The sequence below is a fragment of the Massilia sp. Root335 genome (assembly GCF_001425685.1).
Taxonomy (GTDB): Bacteria; Pseudomonadota; Gammaproteobacteria; order Burkholderiales; family Burkholderiaceae_D; genus Telluria; species Telluria luteola.
Genome location: NZ_LMCY01000001.1, coordinates 1 through 328 on the forward strand (window position 1 = coordinate 1; position 328 = coordinate 328).

The window sequence follows — 328 nt, forward strand, 5'->3', positions numbered from 1 at the left end:
CGCGGCCAGGTCGGCCGTTTCGATGGCGCCAACCTGGACGGTGTTCAGCGCGGCGATCTGCATACTGCTCAGGCTGCTCACCTGGGCGCTGCTCAGGCCGGCGATCTGGGCCGTGCCCATGCCGGCAACCTGGGCGGTCGTCAGCGCGGCAACCTGGTTGCTCTTCAGTGCACCCAGGTCGGCGGTCGTGATGGCAGCCACCTGGACGGTGCTCAGGGCGGCGATCTGCGCGGTCGTCAGCGCACCCATCTGGTTGCTCTTCAGGCCGGCGATCTCGGCGGTCGTCAGGCCGCTGGCGACTTGCATCGTGCTCAGCGCAGCGATCTGG

1 protein-coding gene is annotated in these 328 nt (G+C 68.9%); it reads right to left on the reverse strand.

What is annotated here, in order from left to right; translation table 11 throughout:
- A partial coding sequence (locus tag ASC93_RS00005; RefSeq protein WP_162251774.1) for a hypothetical protein occupies window positions 1-328 on the reverse strand: 328 nt, incomplete at both ends.